At 71.6% G+C, this 19,352-nt stretch carries 17 protein-coding genes and 1 pseudogene; 11 read left to right on the top strand and 7 right to left on the bottom strand.

What is annotated here, in order from left to right; all coding sequences use genetic code 11:
• Nucleotides 1–21 precede the first annotated feature (21 nt).
• The 3 genes from ABKA17_RS12745 to meaB are packed head-to-tail and all read left to right on the top strand — an operon-like array spanning nucleotide 22 to nucleotide 4,996.
• Nucleotides 22–1,833: a methylmalonyl-CoA mutase family protein gene (locus ABKA17_RS12745; protein ID WP_353692095.1), complete on the top strand. Its 1,812-nt coding sequence runs from the start codon at nucleotides 22–24 to the stop codon at nucleotides 1,831–1,833.
• Nucleotides 1,830–4,022: a methylmalonyl-CoA mutase gene (gene scpA / locus ABKA17_RS12740; RefSeq protein ID WP_353692094.1), complete on the top strand. Its 2,193-nt coding sequence runs from the start codon at nucleotides 1,830–1,832 to the stop codon at nucleotides 4,020–4,022. Before ABKA17_RS12745 ends, scpA begins: the two co-directional genes overlap by 4 nt.
• Nucleotides 4,019–4,996, top strand: a complete 978-nt coding sequence (gene meaB, locus ABKA17_RS12735; protein WP_353692093.1) for a methylmalonyl Co-A mutase-associated GTPase MeaB — start codon at nucleotides 4,019–4,021, stop codon at nucleotides 4,994–4,996. The genes scpA and meaB overlap by 4 nt, the downstream gene beginning before the upstream one ends.
• Before the next feature lie 34 nt (nucleotides 4,997–5,030).
• Here the strand turns inward: meaB and ABKA17_RS12730 are convergent, their stop codons facing one another.
• Nucleotides 5,031–6,197 (bottom strand): acyl-CoA dehydrogenase family protein, encoded by a 1,167-nt coding sequence (locus ABKA17_RS12730; RefSeq protein WP_353692092.1) that lies wholly within the window; start codon nucleotides 6,195–6,197, stop codon nucleotides 5,031–5,033.
• Nucleotides 6,198–6,378: 181 nt separating this feature from the next.
• Between ABKA17_RS12730 and ABKA17_RS12725 the strand changes: the two genes are divergently transcribed.
• The 3 genes from ABKA17_RS12725 (at nucleotide 6,379) to ABKA17_RS12715 (ending at nucleotide 9,475) form a co-directional block, all read left to right on the top strand.
• On the top strand, nucleotides 6,379–7,311 hold the full coding sequence (locus ABKA17_RS12725; RefSeq protein ID WP_353692091.1) for a LysR family transcriptional regulator: 933 nt from the start codon (nucleotides 6,379–6,381) through the stop codon (nucleotides 7,309–7,311).
• Nucleotides 7,312–7,385: 74 nt separating this feature from the next.
• Nucleotides 7,386–8,243 carry an HTD2 family dehydratase gene (locus ABKA17_RS12720; protein ID WP_353692090.1) on the top strand — a complete coding sequence of 286 codons (858 nt, stop codon included), beginning with the start codon at nucleotides 7,386–7,388 and terminating at the stop codon, nucleotides 8,241–8,243.
• A 107-nt stretch (nucleotides 8,244–8,350) separates the two neighbouring features.
• Complete coding sequence (locus ABKA17_RS12715; RefSeq protein WP_353692089.1) at nucleotides 8,351–9,475, top strand: FAD-dependent oxidoreductase; 1,125 nt, start codon at nucleotides 8,351–8,353, stop codon at nucleotides 9,473–9,475.
• 4 nt (nucleotides 9,476–9,479) lie between these two features.
• On the opposite strand, the gene ABKA17_RS12710 is transcribed toward ABKA17_RS12715, so the two are convergent.
• The 3 genes from ABKA17_RS12710 to ABKA17_RS12700 all read right to left on the bottom strand — a co-directional run bounded on the left by ABKA17_RS12710 (nucleotide 9,480) and on the right by ABKA17_RS12700 (nucleotide 12,098).
• The gene (locus tag ABKA17_RS12710) at nucleotides 9,480–10,175 is read right to left on the bottom strand and encodes an alpha/beta fold hydrolase (RefSeq protein WP_353692088.1); all 696 of its coding nucleotides are present in this window, start codon (nucleotides 10,173–10,175) and stop codon (nucleotides 9,480–9,482) included.
• A 47-nt stretch (nucleotides 10,176–10,222) separates the two neighbouring features.
• Complete coding sequence (locus ABKA17_RS12705; protein ID WP_353692087.1) at nucleotides 10,223–10,963, bottom strand: class I SAM-dependent DNA methyltransferase; 741 nt, start codon at nucleotides 10,961–10,963, stop codon at nucleotides 10,223–10,225.
• Nucleotides 10,964–11,072: 109 nt separating this feature from the next.
• Nucleotides 11,073–12,098 carry a Glu/Leu/Phe/Val dehydrogenase dimerization domain-containing protein gene (locus ABKA17_RS12700; protein WP_353692086.1) on the bottom strand — a complete coding sequence of 342 codons (1,026 nt, stop codon included), beginning with the start codon at nucleotides 12,096–12,098 and terminating at the stop codon, nucleotides 11,073–11,075.
• 79 nt (nucleotides 12,099–12,177) lie between these two features.
• Here ABKA17_RS12700 and ABKA17_RS12695 point away from each other — a divergent pair, with 79 nt between their 5' ends.
• Nucleotides 12,178–12,651 carry an Lrp/AsnC family transcriptional regulator gene (locus ABKA17_RS12695; protein WP_353692085.1) on the top strand — a complete coding sequence of 158 codons (474 nt, stop codon included), beginning with the start codon at nucleotides 12,178–12,180 and terminating at the stop codon, nucleotides 12,649–12,651.
• Nucleotides 12,652–12,847: 196 nt separating this feature from the next.
• Nucleotides 12,848–13,048 carry a hypothetical protein gene (locus ABKA17_RS12690; RefSeq protein WP_353692084.1) on the top strand — a complete coding sequence of 67 codons (201 nt, stop codon included), beginning with the start codon at nucleotides 12,848–12,850 and terminating at the stop codon, nucleotides 13,046–13,048.
• Nucleotides 13,049–13,107: 59 nt separating this feature from the next.
• On the opposite strand, the gene ABKA17_RS12685 is transcribed toward ABKA17_RS12690, so the two are convergent.
• Nucleotides 13,108–13,515, bottom strand: coding sequence for a (2Fe-2S) ferredoxin domain-containing protein (locus tag ABKA17_RS12685; RefSeq protein ID WP_353692083.1), 408 nt, complete (start codon nucleotides 13,513–13,515; stop codon nucleotides 13,108–13,110).
• A gap of 43 nt (nucleotides 13,516–13,558) precedes the next feature.
• On the bottom strand, nucleotides 13,559–14,017 hold the full coding sequence (locus ABKA17_RS12680; protein ID WP_502994210.1) for a Fur family transcriptional regulator: 459 nt from the start codon (nucleotides 14,015–14,017) through the stop codon (nucleotides 13,559–13,561).
• Between the two features lie 152 nt (nucleotides 14,018–14,169).
• Here ABKA17_RS12680 and ABKA17_RS12675 point away from each other — a divergent pair, with 152 nt between their 5' ends.
• From ABKA17_RS12675 to ABKA17_RS12665, 3 genes are all read left to right on the top strand, one after another.
• Entirely contained in the window at nucleotides 14,170–15,669 is a 1,500-nt protein-coding gene (locus ABKA17_RS12675) for a family 43 glycosylhydrolase (RefSeq protein ID WP_353692081.1), read from the top strand.
• 37 nt (nucleotides 15,670–15,706) lie between these two features.
• Nucleotides 15,707–17,155, top strand: coding sequence for a family 43 glycosylhydrolase (locus ABKA17_RS12670; RefSeq protein ID WP_353692080.1), 1,449 nt, complete (start codon nucleotides 15,707–15,709; stop codon nucleotides 17,153–17,155).
• 65 nt (nucleotides 17,156–17,220) lie between these two features.
• Nucleotides 17,221–18,012 (top strand): polysaccharide deacetylase family protein, encoded by a 792-nt coding sequence (locus ABKA17_RS12665; RefSeq protein ID WP_502994209.1) that lies wholly within the window; start codon nucleotides 17,221–17,223, stop codon nucleotides 18,010–18,012.
• Between the two features lie 10 nt (nucleotides 18,013–18,022).
• Here ABKA17_RS12665 and ABKA17_RS12660 read toward each other — a convergent pair.
• A pseudogene (locus tag ABKA17_RS12660) lies at nucleotides 18,023–19,273 on the bottom strand (cytochrome P450).
• Between the last annotated feature and the right edge of the window lie 79 nt (nucleotides 19,274–19,352).

Raw genomic sequence — 19,352 nt, 5'->3', positions numbered from 1 at the left:
CGCTGCCCTAGCATCCGACGCATGACGGTCCTGCCTGACGACGGGCTTGAGCTGGCCGGTGAGTTCCCTGACGTTCCCCACGAGCAGTGGCAGCGCCTCGTGGCGGGTGTCCTGCGCAAGTCGGGCAAGGACGTCGAGGGCCCCGCGGCCGAGGAAGCCCTGTCCACCGCGCTGGAGGACGGGTTGCGCACCCGGCCTCTCTACACCGCGCTCGACGCCGCGCCCGAGTCCGGCCTGCCCGGCTTCGCCCCCTTCGTGCGCGCGGGCCGCGCCGAGGGGAACACGGTCGGCGGCTGGGACGTACGGCAGCGCCATACGGCGGCCGACAACGCCGCGGTCCTGGCCGACCTGGAGAACGGCGTCGGCTCGCTGTGGCTGGGCGTCGGCGAGGGCGGCATCCCGGTGTCGTCGCTGAGCGGCGTCCTCGACGGCGTCTACCTCGACCTGGCGCCGGTCGTCCTCGACCCCGGAGCCGAAGTCGAGCCCGCCGCACGGGAGTTGCTGCGCCTCTACGAGGAGCGGGGCGTCGCCAGGGACGCGGCGCGCGGCAACCTGGGCGCCGACCCGCTCGGTCACCAGGCCCGTACCGGGGGAACCTACGACTTCGCACCGGTGGCCGCTCTCGCCCGCCGCTGCGCCGAGGAGTACCCGGGGCTGCGGGCTCTGACCGTGGACGCGCTGCCGTACCACGAGGCCGGGGGCTCGGCCGCCGAGGAGCTCGGCAGCTCGCTGGCGACCGGTGTGGCGTATCTGCGGCTGCTGACCGAGGCCGGGCTGAGCGTCGAACAGGCCTGTGGGCAGCTGGAGTTCCGGTACGCGGCGACCGCCGACCAGTTCCTGACGATCGCCAAGCTGCGCGCCGCGCGCCGGCTGTGGGCCCGGGTCGCCGAGGTCTGCGGGGCGCCGGGCGCGGGGGCACAGCTCCAGCACGCGGTGACCTCGCCGGTGATGATGACGCGCCGCGACCCGTGGGTGAACATGCTGCGCGCGACCATCGCCACGCTGGCCGCCGGCGCGGGCGGGGCCGAGTCGGTCACCGTGCTGCCCTTCGACGACGCGCTCGGGCTGCCGGACGCGTTCGCGCGGCGCATCGCCCGCAACACCTCCACGATCCTCATCGAGGAGTCGCACCTGGTCCGGGTCATCGACCCGGCGGGCGGCTCCTGGTACGTGGAGCGGCTCACCGACGAACTCGCCCACGCGGGCTGGGAGTTCTTCCAGGAGATCGAGCGCTCCGGCGGTCAGGCGGCCGCTCTCGGCTCCGGGCTGCTCCGCGACCGGCTCGCCGCGACCTGGGCCGCCCGCAGCGCGAAGCTCGCCAAGCGCCGCGAACCCATCACCGGGGTCAGCGAGTTCCCCCACCTGGGCGAGAAGCCGGTGGTGCGCGAGCCCGCGCCCGAGCCGCCGACCGGGGGTCTGCCCCGGGTCCGGCGCGACGAGGCGTACGAGGCGCTGCGCGCCCGCTCCGACGCCCATCTGGCCGCGACCGGCGCCCGCCCCCGGATCTACCTGGCCGCGCTGGGCCCGGCCGCCGCCCACACCGCGCGGCTCACCTTCGCGGCCAACCTCTTCCAGGCGGGCGGTATCGAGCCCGTCACCGAGGGCACCTTCGAGGACAGCGGGGCGAGCGAGGCCTGTCTGTGCTCCAGCGACGCGCTGTACGAGGAGCGGGCCGAGAGCGTGGCGGCCGAGCTGACGGCCGCCGGTGCCTCGCATGTGTTCCTCGCGGGCCGCCCCGGTCAGTACACCGGTGTCGACTCGTACGTCTTCGCGGGTTGTGACGCGGTCGCCGTCCTGTCCGCCACCCTCGACCGCATGGGAGTGTCCCGATGACGGCGCCTGTTGGCCCTTCCGTGCCCGACTTCTCCGGGATCGAACTGGGGACCCCGGCCCCCGCCGGCGGCACCGACGAGTGGCAGGCCGCGCTCAAGAAGGCGGCCGGCGGCGACGACCTGCTGTGGGAGACCCCCGAGGGCATCCCGGTCAAGCCGCTCTACACCGGGCGGGACCTGGAGGGCCTGGACTTCCTGGACACCCGCCCGGGCGCGGCCCCGTATCTGCGCGGCCCCTACCCGACGATGTACGTCAACCAGCCCTGGACGATCCGCCAGTACGCGGGCTTCTCCACCGCCGAGGAGTCCAACGCCTTCTACCGCCGCAACCTCGCGGCCGGTCAGAAGGGCCTGTCGATCGCCTTCGACCTGCCCACCCACCGCGGCTACGACAGCGACCACCCGCGGGTGACCGGTGACGTCGGCATGGCGGGCGTGGCCATCGACTCCATCTATGACATGCGGCAGTTGTTCGACGGCATCCCGCTGGACAGGATGACCGTGTCGATGACGATGAACGGCGCCGTGCTGCCGGTGCTCGCGCTCTACATCGTGGCGGCGGAGGAACAGGGCGTACCGCCCGAGAAGTTGGCCGGGACCATCCAGAACGACATCCTCAAGGAGTTCATGGTCCGCAACACCTACATCTATCCGCCGTCCCCGTCGATGCGGATCATCTCCGACATCTTCGCGTACACCTCGCAGCGGATGCCGCGCTACAACTCCATCTCCATCTCCGGCTACCACATCCAGGAGGCCGGTGCGACGGCCGACCTGGAGCTGGCGTACACCCTCGCCGACGGCGTGGAGTACATCCGGGCGGGCCGGGAAGCCGGCCTGGACGTGGACGCGTTCGCGCCCCGGCTCTCGTTCTTCTGGGCGATCGGCATGAACTTCTTCATGGAGATCGCCAAGCTCCGCGCGGCACGCCTGCTGTGGGCGAAGCTGGTCAAGCAGTTCGACCCGCAGAACGCCAAGTCGCTCAGCCTGCGCACCCATTCACAGACCTCGGGCTGGTCGCTGACCGCGCAGGACGTCTTCAACAACGTCACGCGCACCTGCGTCGAGGCGATGGCGGCGACCCAGGGCCACACCCAGTCGTTGCACACCAACGCCCTCGACGAGGCGCTCGCGCTGCCCACCGACTTCTCGGCGCGCATCGCCCGCAACACCCAGCTCCTCCTCCAGCAGGAGTCCGGCACGACCCGGGTCATCGACCCGTGGGGCGGCAGCGCGTACGTGGAGAAGCTGACGTACGACCTCGCCCGCCGGGCCTGGCAGCACATCCAGGAGGTCGAGGCGGCCGGCGGCATGGCCAAGGCCATCGACGCGGGCATCCCCAAGCTCCGCATCGAGGAGGCCGCGGCCCGCACCCAGGCCCGCATCGACTCCGGGCGCCAGCCGGTCATCGGGGTCAACAAGTACCGGGTGGAGAGCGACGAACAGATCGACGTGCTCAAGGTCGACAACTCCTCGGTGCGCGCCCAGCAGATCGAGAAGCTGCGGCGACTGCGCGAGGAGCGGGACGAGCGGGCCTGCCAGGACTCGCTGGACGCGCTGACCCGGGCGGCCGGCGGCGAGGGCAACCTGCTGGAGCTGGCCGTGAACGCGGCCCGCGCCAAGGCCACCGTCGGGGAGATCTCCGACGCCCTGGAGAAGGTGTACGGGCGGCACGCGAGCCAGATCCGTACGATCTCCGGCGTGTACCGCAACGAAGCCGGCGAGTCCCCGTCCGTGGACCGCACCCGCGCCCTGGTCTCCGACTTCGCCGAGGAGGAGGGCCGCCGACCGCGCATCCTGGTCGCCAAGATGGGCCAGGACGGCCACGACCGCGGCCAGAAGGTCATCGCCACCGCCTTCGCCGACCTCGGCTTCGACGTCGACGTCGGCCCGCTGTTCCAGACGCCGGCCGAGGTCGCCCGGCAGGCCGTCGAGGCGGACGTGCACATCGTCGGCGTCTCCTCGCTGGCCGCCGGCCACCTCACCCTCGTACCGGCGCTCAAGGAGCAGCTGGCCGAGGAGGGGCGCGAGGACATCATGATCGTGGTCGGCGGGGTGATCCCGCCGCAGGACGTGCCGACGCTGCTTGAGATGGGCGCGGCGGCCGTCTTCCCGCCGGGGACGGTGATCCCGGACGCGGCGTACGACCTGGTCAAGCGACTGTCGGACGACCTCGGGCACGACCTGTGATCGATGTCGACGCGTATGTGAAGGGTGTGCTCAACGGCAAGCGTGCGCTCGTCGCCCGCGCCATCACGCTCGTCGAGTCCACCCGGCCCCGGCACCGGGCGCTGGCCCAGGAGTTGCTCACCGAGCTGCTCCCGCACAGCGGCCGGGCCCGCCGGATCGGCGTCAGCGGGGTGCCCGGGGTGGGCAAGTCGACGTTCATCGACGCGTTCGGCACCCTGCTCACTTCGCTGGGGCACCGGGTCGCGGTCCTCGCCGTCGACCCGTCGTCGACCCGGACGGGCGGCTCGATCCTGGGCGACAAGACCCGGATGGAACGACTCGCCGTGGACCCGGCGGCGTTCGTGCGCCCTTCCCCCAGCGCGGGCACGCTCGGCGGCGTCGCCAAGGCGACCCGCGAGTCGATGGTCGTGATGGAGGCGGCCGGCTACGACGTGATCCTGGTCGAGACGGTCGGCGTCGGCCAGTCCGAGACCGCCGTGGCCAACATGGTCGACTCCTTCCTGCTCCTCTCCCTCGCCCGCACCGGCGACCAGCTCCAGGGCATCAAGAAGGGCGTCCTGGAGCTCGCCGACGTGATCGCCGTCAACAAGGCGGACGGACCGCACCAGCGGGACGCGCAGGCGGCGGCACGGGAGTTGGCGGGCGCGTTGCGGCTGATGCACGGCAAGGACGCGTTCTGGACGCCGCCGGTACTCAGTTGCAGCGCGCGGGAGTCGACGGGTCTGGACACCGTGTGGGAGCGGCTGGAGCAGCACCGCACGCTGCTGGACTCGACCGGGCGGCTCGCCGCCAAGCGCCGGGACCAGCAGGTCGACTGGACCTGGAGCATGGTCCGCGACGAACTCCTCGGCCGGCTCAAGGCCGATCCCGGTGTGCGCGCTCTCACGCCCGGCCTCGAACAGCAGGTCAGGCAGGGCGAGTTGACGGCGACGCTGGCGGCGCAGGCCATTCTCGAGGCGTTCGGGGAAGCCTGAGGAGGCAGTGACGCCGTCGGCGTACCTCGCCCGTTCAGGTGTCGAGGCCGCCGCGCTCGACCAACTGGCTCGCGATGACGTTGCGTTGGATCTCGTTGGTGCCCTCGCCGACAATCATCAACGGGGCGTCGCGGAAGTAGCGTTCGACGTCGAACTCGGTGGAGTAGCCGTAACCGCCGTGGATCCGGACGGCGTCGAGGGCGATCCGCATCGCCGTCTCGGAGGCGAACAGCTTCGCCATCCCGGCCTCCATGTCGACCCGGCGCCCCGCGTCCGCCTCACGGGCCGCGTGCAGGGTGAGCTGACGGGCGGCGGTCAGTGAAGTCGCCATGTCGGCGAGGTAGTTGCCGATCGACTGGTGCCGCCAGATCGGCCTGCCGAACGACTCGCGCTGCTGGGCATAGGCGAGCGAGTCCTCCAGGGCGGCCCGGCCGACGCCCAGCGCACGGGCGGCGACCTGGAGACGTCCGGTCTCCAGGCCCTTCATCATCTGCGCGAAGCCCTTGCCCTCGACCCCGCCGAGAAGCGCGTCGGCGGGCGCCCGGTAGCCGTCGAACGACAACTCGCAGCTCTCCACGCCCTTGTAGCCCAGCTTGGGCAGGTCGCGGGAGACCGTCAGCCCGGGTCCGTGTTCGACCAGGAGGATCGAGATACCCCGGTGGGCGGGGTCGGCGGCCGGGTCGGTCTTGCACAGCAGCGCGATCAGCCTGGAACGGCGGGAGTTGGTGATCCAGGTCTTCGCCCCGTCGATCACATAGCCGTCGCCGTCCCGGCGGGCGACGGTGCGCAGGGCCTGGAGGTCCGAACCGCCGCCGGGCTCGGTCAGGGCCATGGTCGCCCGGATCTCGCCGGTGGCCATGCCCGGGAGATACCGCCGCCGCTGGTCCTCGGTGCCGAAGAGCAGCAGCAGCTTGGCGACGACGGTGTGCCCGCCCATCGCTCCGGCCAGGCTCATCCAGCCGCGGGCCAGTTCCTCGGTGACCAGGACGTAGCACGGCGTGGAGACCGGGGTGCCGCCGTACTCCTCGGGGACGGCGAGCCCGTAGACGCCGAGCTGTTTCATCCGCTCGATGAGCGCCGCGGGGTAGGTGTCGGCGTGCTCCAACTCCCGTACGACGGGCTTGACCTCCCTGTCCACGAAGTCGCGCACCGTACGGACGACGAACCGCTCGTCCTCGGACAGGATGTCGAGAGTGCCCATACGGTGACGCTCCTCGAGTGCGACGGCCGTCGGGGGCGGCGGCTCTCGTGTGCGGCGGCCCCCGTGTGCGGCGGCCGAGTAACATCATCGTCGCTCATGACGGCGTAGGTGAAATACCGAATGGTGATACCCCCATGCGCGCCCCCGATGGCCGTGCGGCGGGGGCGGAGGGCGGGCCCGCGTGGACCTCAGGCAGCTCAGGGCGATCGTGACGGTCGCCGAGGTGGGCAGCGTGACGCGTGCCGCGGAACTGCTGCATCTGGTGCAGCCCGCGGTGACCCGGCAGATCCGCGCCCTGGAGCAGGAACTCGGTGTCGACCTCTTCGAGCGGACGGGTCAGGGCATGCGGCCCACGGAGGCCGGGACGGTCATGGTGGACCGGGCCCGGCGCGCCCTCGGCGAGCTGGAGCGGGCCCGCGCCGAGGTGCAGCCGGCCCCCGGCGAGGTGACCGGCATCGTCACCGTCGGTCTCCTGGAGAGCACCGCCGACCTGCTCGCCGAACCGCTGGTGACGGCCCTCGCCCGCGACCACCCCGGCGTCGAACTCCGCCTGATGACTGCCTACTCCGGCCACCTCCAGCAGTGGCTGGACGACGGTGACCTGGATCTGACCCTGCTCTACGACCTCGACAGCACGCCCTCGCTCAACGCCCGCCCGCTGGTCAGGGAGCGGCTGTGGGCCGTCGCCCCGGTGGCGGCGGGGCTGCGGGCCGACCGTCCGGTGCCGTTCCCGGAGGCGGCCGCGCATCCGCTGGTCCTGCCGGCCCCGGGGCACGCGCTGCGCCGGCTGATCGACGCGGCCGCGGTGCGGTCCGGGGCCGCGATGGAGGTGGCCGCGCAGACCAACTCCCTGCGGGTGCAGAAACGGCTCGTCCGGGCCGGCCACGGCTGGACGGTCCTGCCCGGGGTGGGCATCGCCGAGGACGTGGCACGGGGCGAGCTGAGCGCGGCGCCGCTCACCGGGCCCGACGTGCGGCGCCTGATCGTCCTCGGCACCCAGCGGGCGGGACGCACTCCGCCGGCCGTGGAGGCCGTGGGGCGGGAACTGGTGCGGCGGATCAACTCGGCAGTGCTGGAAGGGAGATGGCCGTCCGCCGAGCTCCAGGGGGCTTGACCCCATGCCTGTGGCGGATGCCGGCATCACTGCTTTCTATTGGCCGACCCCACCATCCCCGCCCATGATGAATCATGCAGCTCAGCTCATACGTGGAGTCCTGGACCCCGGGGCCGGTCACCGACGGGGACCCGCTGTCCGCCGACCCCGTGGCGGCCCTCTCGGCGGTCCTGGACCTGCCCGGCACCGTCGCCGGGGACGGTGACCCCCTGCCCCCGCTGTGGCACTGGCTGTACTTCCTGAGCCGGCCCGCGCAGCGCGACCTGGGCGCCGACGGACATCCGTCGAACGGCCACTTCCTGCCGCCGCTGCCCGACCGCAAGCGCATGTGGGCGGGCGGTCGCTGCGAGATCACCGAGCCCCTCCGACTCGGCGAACCCGCGGAACGTGTGAGCGGCCTCGCCTCGGTCACCGCCAAGCGAGGGCGCACCGGCGAGATGCTGTTCGTCACCGAGCGCCGGGAGTTCCGCCAGGGCGGCCGACTGTGCCTCGTCGAGGAACAGGACATCGTCTACCGCTCCGGACACACCGCGGCCCAACACCCCGCCGTCGTAGAGGAGTTCGCGTCCGCCCATCCGACCGACCCGTGGCAGCTCGCGCTGCGCCCCGACCCGGTGCTGCTCTTCCGGTTCAGCGCCCTCACCGCGAACGCCCACCGCATCCACTACGACGCCCCGTACTGCCGCGCCGAGGAGGGCTACCCGGGTCTCGTCGTCCACGGGCCCCTGCTCGCCCTCCTGATGCTCGAACTGCCCCGCCGCCACGCCCCGGCTCGACGGGTGCGCTCCCTGTCGTACCGGCTCCACCGGCCGGTCTTCGCGGGCGAGCTCCTGGCGGCCTGCGGCACACCCGCCGCCGACCGCGCCGAACTGCGCGTCGCCACGCACCGGGAGGAGCGGCACGGCACGGCCGAGGTGGTCTTCGGCGGGTGACGCGGGCCGCCGTAGGCGCGCGGAGCCGCCCAGGCTCCCCATGGGCGCGCAGGGCGCGAACACCCCTGCTCCGCACCTCCGTTGGCGCGGGCGTGTACGGTCGTGGGATGGCGCGCATCCTGGTCATCGGCGGCGGAACCGGCGGTACGGCGACGGCGCTCGCCCTGCACAAGGCGGGGTTCGAGGTCGTCGTGCACGAGGCGCATCCGGACTCGGCGGAGGATCTGGGCGCGTTCCTCACCCTGGCGAGCAACGGCATGCGGGCGCTCGCGCAGCTCGACGCGACCGAGGCGGTCACCGCGCTCGGCTTCCCGTTGCGCACCCTGCGGCTGCTCGACGCGACGGGCGCCGAGGTGGCGGGCCATCCGCTCGGCGAGGCCGACGACCCGCTCCTGAGGTTCCGGTGTCTGCGCCGCGGCGACCTCAACTCCGCGCTCCAGCAAGAGGCTTCACGGCGGGGCATCACCGTCCGGCACGGCGCACGGCTGGCCTCCGTCGAGGAGGGCCCCGACGGCGTCACCGCGCACTTCGCCGACGGGGGCAGCGCCACGGGCGACCTCCTCGTCGGCGCCGACGGTCTGGGCTCCACCGTCCGCCGGACGATCGCGCCCGGCGTACGGCCGCGGTACGCGGCGCAGCGCGTCTTCTACGGCTACACCCGCGATGCCCGACCGCCCGGTGAGAGCGGGCAGTTCACCATGGTGCGGGGCAGCGGCGCGGCCTTCGGGTACGCGGTGTCGCCCGCCGGGGAGACGTACTGGTTCGCCCGCGTGACCGACGCCCCGCTCACCGCCGAGGAGTTGACGCGCGGCGGCTGGCGCGACCCGCTGGTGTCGCTGCTGCGCGTGGACACCGGCCCCGCCGCGGACATCGTCGCGGCCACGGCCGACGACGTACTGGTCACCAACGCCACCGAGATCCCCCCGGGCACCCCCTGGCGCTCCGCCCGGACCGTGCTCGTCGGCGACGCGGCCCACGCGGCCTCCCCCGCGACCGGTCAGGGCGCATCGATGGCCCTGGAGGACGCCGTCGTCCTCGCCAAGTCCCTGCGCGACACCCCGGACGCCGACTCCGGGCTCGCCCTGTACGAGACGCTGCGCCGGCCGCGCGTGGAGCGCAACACCGCGGTCAGCGGCAGTCTCTCGCGCGGCGGACCCGGCGGCACCGTGCCCCGGCCCCGGGAGGAGGACCTCCCCCGGCTGCTGGACTGGGACACCGCGGTCTCCGTGTGACGGTTCAGATCCAGCCGTCGAGCGACTTCATGAACCCGTCGAAGTCGTCGCGGTACAGGGTGTGCCCTGCCCCGGGCACGGTACGGACCTCGAAACCGCTCGCCCGCAGCCGCGCCGCGTCGTCGGCGCCCACCAGGTGGCTGGGGTCGGCGAGTTGGACCAGGGAGGGCACGGCCGGGCGGGTGGGGGCGTAGCCGGTGAGCGGCCGGCCGTCGAGGAAGTACGAGGTGTCCGCGTCCCAGTCCGCGAGCGTGGCCACCTCGATGTCGACGTCCTCGGCGGCCCAGCGCGGGTTGGACCGCGCTATGTGTTCGCGCGTGACGTTCTTGCCGGACGCGAACATCTCGGGGTCCAGCGCCTGTTCGGGGTCGGGGGACTCCCAGGCCGGGTCGGCGTAGACGGCGCGCAGCGGCCGCAGCCGGTCCACGGCCAGGGAGAGGGCGAGCCCGCCCAGGGAGTGCCCGAGGGCCAGGTCGGCGCCCACCGGCAGCGTGTCGACGAGGTCGTCGGCGAAGTGCCGTGGACTGTACTCGCCGCGCGGCGAACGCCCGTGGCCGCGCAGGTCGACCGCGACGACCCGGTAGCCGCGCCCGGCGAGCGCCGGTCCGACCAGGCGCCAGGTGCGGGAATCGGACATGATCCCGTGCACGAGCAGGGCCGACCGGTCGCCGGTGCCCCATTCACGGGTGTGGAGTCGCACGGGGGGCCTTTCGTCGAAGTGGAGGTGGCGGGGTGATGGCGTCGCGGTCAGTCCGCGGGCTTCTCCCATACGGAGACATGGCGGCCGCTCTCGCTCGTGAACGGCTCCCGTGCCCATCCCTCCCAGCGCTCGCGCGGCCGGAGCCCGGCGAGTTGTGCCATGAGGTCGAGTTCGGCGGGCCAGACATAGCGGAAGGGGATCTCGGTGTACTCGCCGTGTCCGTCGACGATCTTCACATGGTGCGAGCTCATCGACTGGGTGGCCACGTCGTAGGTGTCGAACCCCAGCCGCGAGGCACCGACATGGAACGGCACTGCGTTCTGGCCCGGTGGCAGCTTCCGCAGTTCGGGGACCATGACCTCGATCACGAAGACGCCGCCGGGCGCCAGATGGGCGGCGACATTGCGGAAGCAGGCGACCTGCGCCTCCTGGGTCGTCAGGTTCATGATCGTGTTGAAGACCAGGTAGGCGAGGGAGAAGGTCCCGTCCACCTCGGTCGTCGCGAAGTCGCCGATGCTCACCCCGATCGTCTCGCCGCCGGGCTTGGCCCGCAGCCGTTCGACCATCGCGCGGGACAGGTCGATGCCGTGCACCGGTACGCCACGGGCCGCCAGCGGAAGGGCGATCCGCCCTGTCCCGATGCCGAGTTCGAGGGCCCGGCCGGCACCGGCGAGCTCCGCGAGGAAGGCGACCGCCGGGTCGATGGCGTCCGACTGGAACATCTCCGACGCCGGGTCGTCGTAGGTCGCCGCGATGTGCTCTCCGAAGTAATCGTCTGTGTGATCCACGCCAGGGACCGTACTCCGGCGACAGCCACTCCCGCGCGTCAATTCGGCGCGGCGCCGGGCCGGTTGGCGGGGCGAGGCAGGGACACCCCGCCCCGCCGCCCGAAAGCGCTCAGCCCGGCGGCAGCCGACGGCCGACGAGCGCCTTCGCCTCCCGCAACGGGTTCTCAGCGCCCTTGAGCAGCAGCCGTACGGTGTCGCCGATGCCCTCCACCCGCCGTACGGCGGCGCCGTGGTCGAGGCCCTCGCTCTCCCGGCCGAGCGTGTGGACGACCCCGCCCGCGCTCGCGACGAAGTCCGGCACCCAGACGATGCCGCGGGCCGCGAGGGTGTCGGCGACCGTGTCGTCGGAGAGCTGGTTGTTGGCGGGGCCCACGACCAGTCGTACGGCGAGCCGGGCGGCCGTCTCCGGGGTGAGCACGCCCCCGACGGCGGCCGGGACCAGGATGTCCGCCGCCGTGCCGAGCGCGTCCGCGGGCTCCACCCACCCGTAGCCCGAGCGCCGGGCGGCGTCCCGTCTGCCGCCGTCCACGTCGGAGACCAGCACCCGGGCACCGTCCGCCGCCAGGCCCGCCGCGACCCGGCTGCCGACGGAGCCGAAGCCGCTCACCACGACCGTACGCCCGGCGAACGACGCCGACCCGAACACGTGCCGGGCGCCCGCACGCAGGGCGGCCAGCACCCCGGTCGCGGTGGGGGCGCCGGAGTCGCCGGTGCCGCCGTGCTCCTCGGGCAGGCAGTACACATGCGGCGTCGACCGGCGCAGGACGACCATGTCGGCGGGCGAGGTTCCCACGTCGGGGCCCGCGCGGTACGTCCCGTCGAAGGAGGCGATGAACTCCCCCATGTCCGTGAGCGCGGCGGCCCGCAACTCGGGGGTGACAGGGGCGTTCCGGTCGAGGACGATCACGCTCTTGCCGCCGCCGAAGTCCAGCCCGGACACGGCGCACTTGTAGGTCATGGCCTCGGACAGCCGCAGCGCGTCCGCGAGTCCGGCGCGCCAGCCGTCGTAGCGCCGCATCCGGCAGCCGCCGACGGCGGGCCCGAGGGCTCGGGAGTGCACGGCGACGATCAGGGGGAGCCCCGAGCGGGGGCCCCGGTGGATCCGCACCTCTTCGTGCTCAAGTGTCTGCGTCATGCCCCGGACGTTAGGTTGATGTTCCGGCCGTTGGTGAACTGGCCGAACTTCCTTCGGAATTGAGCTCGGGAAGGCGATCGTGGACGAACTTGATACGGCGATCCTGCGGCATCTCCAGGAGGATGCGCGGCAATCGAACCGGGCCGTCGCGCAGAAGGTGGGCATCGCTCCCTCCACCTGTCTGGAACGGATCCGGCTGCTGCGCCGGCGCGGGGTGATCCGCGGCTATCACGCCCAGGTGGCGCTGCCCGCGCTGAACCGCGGGGTGCAGGCCATGGTGTCGGCGCAGGTGCGGCCGCTGAACCGGGAGGTGGTGGCGGCGTTCGAGCAGTCGGTGGCCCGGCTGCCGGAGGTGCTGTCCGTCTACACGATGGCGGGCAGCGACGACTTCCTCGTGCACGTCACGGCCCAGGACATCGAGCATCTGCACGCGTTCCTGCTCGAACGCTTCACCGCGCGCCGCGAGATCCTGAGCTTCCGGACCTCGATCATCTTCCAGCACCTGACCAACCCGGTCCTGGAGCCACTGCCCGCCGCGGACTCGCCGGGTTGAGTGCGTTCACGGGTCGCCGGCAGCGGTCGCGGGAAGTGGTGTCGCTCCGATTCCGGGCCTGGCCCCTCTCACCCACACGGTCCTCCCTGCGGGCGCCCCGCCCCCGGGGTTCCTAGCGTGGGCACATGTCCCCGACTGTCCGCCCGCGTCGGACGCTCGACCTGTGCGGACGGGGCGAGCATCGACCGAGGTGACCATGGACGAATCCGCCGTACGCCCGCGCTGCCAGGGCCGGTTCGCCGGCCCCGACGAAGGACGGTCCTGCACCGCACAGGCCCGCTTCGAGATCGGCCGGCACGTGGACTTCCCCCTGCCGGTGTGCCCGGACCATCTCGGGCCCTCCCTGCTGCTGGCCCGCAACGTGCTCTGGCCGCCGGAGATCAAGATGATCGGCTGAGCGGCGACCGGCGAGCCGGCCGGGGGACATGTCCGGGTCGCGGTCCCCGCCGGGAGCGGTCAGCGGCGGGAGCGGCGGACTTCGGGGCGGGGTGGGCGTATGAACTGAAGGGTGAGGGTGGGCGGGGGGTCCGCCAGGCCGGGGCCGCCCGCCGTGGCCCAGGTCAGGACGTCGTCGGTGCAGTCGTCGTCGCCGGACCAGCCGACCCAGGTGGCCCGGCCGCCGCGGCGGCGGCCCTCTCCGGAGGGCTGGACGACGAGGACGTTCGCCTGGTCGCAGGGGCCGAGGCAGTCAGTCGTACGGACGGCGAGACGGCCGCCGGACTCCGCGGCGGCGGCCCGCAACCGGTCGAGCTGCCACGCGTGGTCGACGCCGGGATGCTTGCTCGCGTTGCCGCAGCAGCAGCCCCGGCACACGACGAGCGTGCAGGGACGGGAGGCCGCGGCCCCGAACACGACCGGACTCAACTGTGATCCTCCCCCATCGGTGCCCACGCGGCGCCGTCGGCGATCAAGGTGAACACACGGCCCGCTCCCCCGCAACTTCCGCCTCCGCCCGGCACGGTCCGCACACCCCGCTCAGCTCGAGCGTGTGCTCCAGCTCCGCGTACCCGGTGGCCTCGGCCAGCGCGGCCGCCCAGCGCTCGACGGCCTCCGCGTCGACGACCCGGCTGCGCCCGCAGCGGCGGCAGATCAGGTAGTGCCGGTGCTCGTCGGTGGGCCGCCGCAGATACAGCCGCTCACCGCCCTCGTCGCGTACGACGTCGACGACCCCGGCGCGGTCGAGTTCGCGCAGGGTGCGGTAGACGGTGGTGAGCCCGACGGTGCCGCCGGCCTCGGTGAGCCGGGCGTGCAGCTCCTGTGCGGAGACGAACTCGGGGCAGCGGCCCAGGACTTCGAGCACGGCACGCCGCTGGCGCGTGTTGCGCAGGCCCGCCGCGCGCACATGCTCCTCTTCCGTCTCCTCCACGCCCCCCATGGTAAATGAACACGATTTTCATATGGTCGGAATCGATCAGTTGAAGCGCGAATGGCGAAACCGTTGACGAGACCATGCCCCACTCCTATCTTCTGACCGACATAACGAACTACGTTCGAAATTACGGACAGGGACGGTCTCGTATGCCTCGGACTCACCACGGGAAACGCCACAGACCTCTGCTGGTCTGTGTGCTGGCCCTCCTCCTGGCACTGGTGTCGGCGACCCAGCCGGCGTCGGCGGCGGACGGCCGCCCGTACACCAACCCGCTCAAGTCGTCCAAGGGCGCCGATCCCTGGCTGGAGTACTACGACGGCAACTACTACCTGGTCACCACGACGTTCACCGGCATCCTCGGCATCCGCAAGTCGCCGACGCTGGCGGGCCTGGCCACCGCGCCCAACGTGCAGGTGTGGTCGGACACCACGTCGACCCGCAACACCAACATCTGGGCGCCGGAGCTGCACTTCCTCGACGGCCACTGGTACCTGTACTACTCGGCCGGCCAGAGCGGTGTGGCCTGCTGCGACTCGCAGCGCACGCATGTGCTGGAGAGCTCCGGGACCGATCCGATGGGGGCGTACACCTACAAGGGGTCGCTGACCGGGTCCAATCTCACGCCGGGCGGCTGGCTGATCGACGCGACCGTGCTCAAGGCGAACGGCAAGCTGTACCTGGTGGGCAGCGGGTTCATCAACGGCAGCACGCAGAGCCTGGTCATCGCGCCGATGAGCAACCCGTACACCCTCGCGAGCAACACCTTCAGCATCATCTCCAGCCCGACCCTGGACTGGGAGCGCTCCGGCAGTCCGGTCAACGAGGGCCCCGAGCCGCTGTATCGCAACGGCCGCACCTTCCTGACGTACTCGGCGAGCTTCTGCGGGACCGCCGACTACAAACTCGGCCAGCTGGAGCTGACGGGCTCCGACCCGCTCGACCCCGCCTCCTGGACCAAGAAGCAGACGCCGGTCTTCCAGCGCAGTGACGCCAACGGGGTGTACGGCCCGGGGCACAACGGCTTCTTCACCTCGCCCGACGGCACCGAGAACTGGATCGTCTACCACGCCAACTCCGCGTCGAACGGCGGCTGCGGCAACGGACGGACCACTCGCGCCCAGAAGTTCACCTGGAACGCCGACGGCACCCCGAACTTCGGCACCCCGGTCGCGCTCGGCACCACCCTCCCCGGCCCCTCCGGCGAGACGGCGGCGACCCCGACGTCGTACACCCTCGTCAACCGCAACAGCGGCAAGTGCCTGGACGTGAACGGCGGCGGCACGGCCGACGGGACGAACATCTTCCAGTGGACCTGCAACGGCGGGACCAACCAGAAGTGGAAGGTCGAGGACCTCGGCGACGACACCAACCGGCTGGTCAACGTCGCCACCGGCAAGGTGATGGACGTCGCCGACTGCTCCGCCGCCGACGGCGCCGACATCCGTCAGTGGTCGTGGCTGAACAACAAGTGCCAGCGCTACCGCCTGGTGTTCACGGCGAGCGGCGACTACGTCCGCATCGTCAACGAATCCACCGGCAAGGTCGCCGACGTGGCCGACTGCGGTACCGCGAACGGCTCCGACGTACGCCAGTGGAGCTGGCTGAACAACAACTGCCAGCAGTGGCGTCTGGTCCCCACCACCTGATCCTCCCGCTCCGCCCTTCCCCCTCTGGAGAACTCCCTTGAGACGTAACGCCGTTCGCCTGCTGCTGGCGATGCTGGTCGCCCTCGCGGCCTGCCTCGTCGGCCCGGGCTCCCCCGCGCAGGCCGCCGTCCCGGACTCCCCCGCCGTGACGTACACCAACCCGATCGCGGAGAAGCGGGCCGACCCGCACATCTTCAAACACACCGACGGCTACTACTACTTCACGGCCACGGTCCCCGAGTACGACCGCATCGTGCTGCGCCGGGCGACCACCATCCAGGGCCTGTCGACGGCTCCCGAGACCACGATCTGGACCAAGCACAGCAGCGGGGTCATGGGCGCGCACATCTGGGCGCCGGAGATCCACTTCATCGACGGCAAGTGGTACGTGTACTTCGCCGCCGGGTCCACCAGTGACATCTGGGCGATCCGGATGTACGTCCTGGAGGGCACCGGCGCCAATCCGCTGACCGCGACCTGGGCCGAGAAGGGCCAGATCAAGACCACCTGGGAGAGCTTCTCGCTGGACGCGACGACCTTCGTCGTGAACGGAGTGCGCTACCTGGCGTGGGCGCAGCGCAACCCGTCGGAGGACAACAACACCAGCCTGTTCATAGCGAAGATGTCCAACCCCTGGACCATCAGCGGGACTCCGGCGGAGCTGTCGCAGCCCACGCTGTCCTGGGAGACGATCGGGTTCAAGGTCAACGAGGGGCCGGCGCTGATCCAGCACGGCGGCAAGGTTTTCATGACGTACTCGGCGAGCGCCACGGACGCCAACTACTGCCTGGGGATGCTGACCGCGTCGGCGACCGCCGACCTCACCAACCCGGCTTCCTGGACGAAGAGTTCGACGCCGGTGTTCCAGACGAGCGCCGCGACCTCACAGTACGGTCCGGGCCACAACTCCTTCACCGTCTCCGAGGACGGCAAGTCGGACATCCTCGTCTACCACGACCGCAGCTACAAGGACATCAGCGGTGACCCGCTGAACGACCCCAACCGCCGCACCCGGGTGCAGAAGATCTACTGGAAGGCCGACGGCACCCCCGACTTCGGCATCCCGGTGGCCGACGGGGTCACACCGAAGCGTTTCTCGTCGTACAACTTCGCGGACCGTTTCATCCGGCACTGGGAGTACCGGGCGAAGATCGAGGCGAATGTCTCGCCGCTCGCGGACTCGCAGTTCCGGGTCGTCACGGGTCTCGCGGGCAGCGGCACGGTCTCGCTGGAGTCGGCGAACTTCCCCGGCTACTACCTGCGGCACAAGAACTTCGAGGTGTGGGTCGAGAAGAACGACGGCACGGCGGCGTTCGCCTCGGACGCCACCTTCTATCAGCGGGCCGGACAGGCCGACTCGGCGGGGATCTCGTACGAGTCGTACAACTACCCGGGCCGCTACATCCGGCACTACAACTACCTGCTGAACGTACAGGCGCTGAGCACCGCCACGGACCGGGGCGACGCCACCTTCTACGCCCAGTAGGCATGCCCGGAGCATGATCGAAGAGACTATACACTGCGAGTATAATCGCTGTGTATAGTCTCGGCATGCTTTCTGCGACCAAGAAGATGAACAAAACGGGGGACAGGTTCCGAACCGCGCTGATGTCGGTGGCGGCGGCGTCCCTGGCGCTGTCGCTGTCCGGCTGCGGATCGCTCGACACCACCGCGCCCAGCGCCGCCCGGGCCCAGGCCGCCGAGGCCTCCACCACCCAGGCCCGGTTCGGGACCGTCGACTGCCGTCACGCCAAGTGCGTCGCGCTCACCTTCGACGCCGGCCCGAGCGAGCACTCCACCGAGCTGCTCGACATCCTGAAGGAGAAGCAGGTCCCGGCGACCTTCTTCCTCCTCGGCAAACGGCACATCGAGAAGTACCCGGAGCTGGTGAAGCGGATGGCCGACGAGGGCCACGAGGTCGCCAGCCACACCTGGGACCACAAGATCCTCACGAAGCTGACGCCGGCCGAGATACGCGAGGAGCTGGAGCGCCCCAACAGGGAGATAGAGCGCCTCACCGGGCAGAGACCGACGCTGATGCGGCCGCCGCAGGGCCGTACCGACGACCGGGTCCACGAGATCTGCGAGGAGCTGGGCATGGCGGAGGTGCTGTGGAGCGTGACCGCCAAGGACTACACGACGAACGACTCCGCGCTGATCCGCAAGCGGGTGCTGAACCAGGTGTCCCGGGACGGGATCATCCTGCTGCACGACATCTACGACGGAACCGTGCCGGCCGTGCCCGGGATCATCGACGCGCTCAAGGCGCGCGGGTATGTGTTCGTGACCGTGCCGCAGCTGCTGGCCCCCGGGAAGGCCGAGCCGGGGAAGGTGTACCGCTGACGTTCGGCGTTCACCAGGTGAGGAAGAGGCGCTGCGGGGAACGGTGGATCATCGTCGGCCGCATCTCGACCGGCCGGTCGTCCGCGAGCCGCAGCCCCGGCAGGCGCCGGGTCAACTCCTCGAGGGTGAGCCGCAGTTGTTCACGGGCGAGCTGTGAGCCGGGGCAGCCGTGCACCCCGAACCCGAAGGCGAGATGGCGGCCCGGGGGGCGGGTGATGTCGAACTCCTCGGGTCGCGGATGGCGGTCGGCGTCCCGGTTGGCGGCGCCGAAGGCGACGAACACCGTGGCGCCGGGCGGGAGTTGTGTCCCGGCGAGGGTGACCGGCCCCGTGGTGACCCGGCGGAAGCCCTGAAGGGCGCTGTCGTAACGGGCGGCCTCCTCGACCGCCGCCGGTATCCGCTCGGGCTCGGCGCACAGCAGCTCCCACTGCTCCCGGTGCCGCAGCAGATGCAGCACGGTCGTCCCGATGAGCGCGGTGGTGGTGAGATGCCCGGCGATCAGCAGGTTCTGAAGGTGGGCGACGAGTTCGTGGCGGTCCTCGAGGGTGAGCTCGCCGGGTTCGGTGAGCGACTCGACGAGCTCCGTGCACAGGTCCTCGCGTGGCTCGGCTCGGCGCTCGCGCGCATACCGCTCCAGCGTGCGCTGCATCGCGACGACGTCCTCGGCGGCGGCGACCTGCTCACCCTCCTCCAGCGGCCGGAACAGCAGCTCCTCCGCCCGGTGCCCGCCGTGCACGACCCCGGGCACGTCCGCCGGGTCGAGGCCGACGATCCTGCCGATGACATCGCCGGGGAGCCTGCGGGCGTACGCCGACATCAGCTCGACCTCGCCGCCCTTGACTCCCCTCTCTGCTCCACCCTCGCCTCCGCCCGCGACGAACTCCTCGACCAGGTAGGCGGCGCGCTGCGCGGCGTACGGCAGGACGGCGGCGACCCGGGCCGGCGAGAGTCCTCGGACGAGGGGTGCGCGCAGCTGCTGGTGGCGGGCGCCGTCGGAGGTGACGACGACGGGCCGCCCGCCGAAGCCGCCGCCGAGGACGGCGAGCGCGGCGGGCGACGGCAGCACGTCCGGAATGAGCGCGTTGGCCGAGGAGAAGTCCTCGGGCCGGCGCAGGACTTCGCGTACGTCGGCGTCCCGGGCGACGAGCCAGGCGTCCAGCTCGTCGACGTACGTCAGCCCGTCGGCGAGCCGGGCGCGTTCGTAGTGCGGGTAGGGGTCGCGCTACAACTCGTCACGTCTTCCCAGGAGTTCACGGTCCACGAGTCGCCCTCCGGCCGCCGGTGGTGCGGGGTCGCGCTCATGGTGCCGTACAGGTGTGCGGATGCGGTAGACGTCGTCC

Source organism: Streptomyces sp. RG80, from assembly GCF_040446465.1.
In the GTDB taxonomy this organism is placed as follows: Bacteria; Actinomycetota; Actinomycetes; order Streptomycetales; family Streptomycetaceae; genus Streptomyces.
This window is presented reverse-complemented; position numbering and strand designations above follow the sequence as displayed.